Below are 350 nucleotides of genomic sequence, written 5' to 3' on the forward strand. Positions count from 1 at the left end.
ACATGACACCGATTGAGTATAAAACACTAAAACAAGCAGCTTAATTTTCTACGTGAGTTGTGTACTAAGTTTGGGATATTTACAAAACCACGCCTTACCGTCAGCGCTAAGCGTGGCTGGTGGAGTGGTGTCTGTTGCGGTGGTTGTAGCGGTTGGGGTACTGGTTGTCTCGCCATTTTCTGGTTGCGTGTCGTTTTGTTGGTTTAACTGTGGTAGCTCAAACTTAATCTGACAGACACCTATTACTCATCGGTTTTCATTTTACCAAAATGCGTGTCCGATGAGCAAAATAAATTCTCCAATTGCTTTTCCTTAACCAACCCCTTTGCATCATTCCATGTTTGCCATGG

At 43.1% G+C, this 350-nt stretch carries 1 protein-coding gene; it reads left to right on the top strand.

Annotated elements, in window-relative coordinates; genetic code table 11:
• Window positions 1-52: 52 nt before the first annotated feature.
• Window positions 53-232: a hypothetical protein gene (locus tag GQ589_RS11995; RefSeq protein WP_160426489.1), complete on the top strand. Its 180-nt coding sequence runs from the start codon at window positions 53-55 to the stop codon at window positions 230-232.
• Window positions 233-350 lie beyond the last annotated feature (118 nt).

The sequence above is a fragment of the Gilliamella sp. Pas-s27 genome, from assembly GCF_009795865.1.
Classification (GTDB): domain Bacteria; phylum Pseudomonadota; class Gammaproteobacteria; order Enterobacterales; family Orbaceae; genus Gilliamella.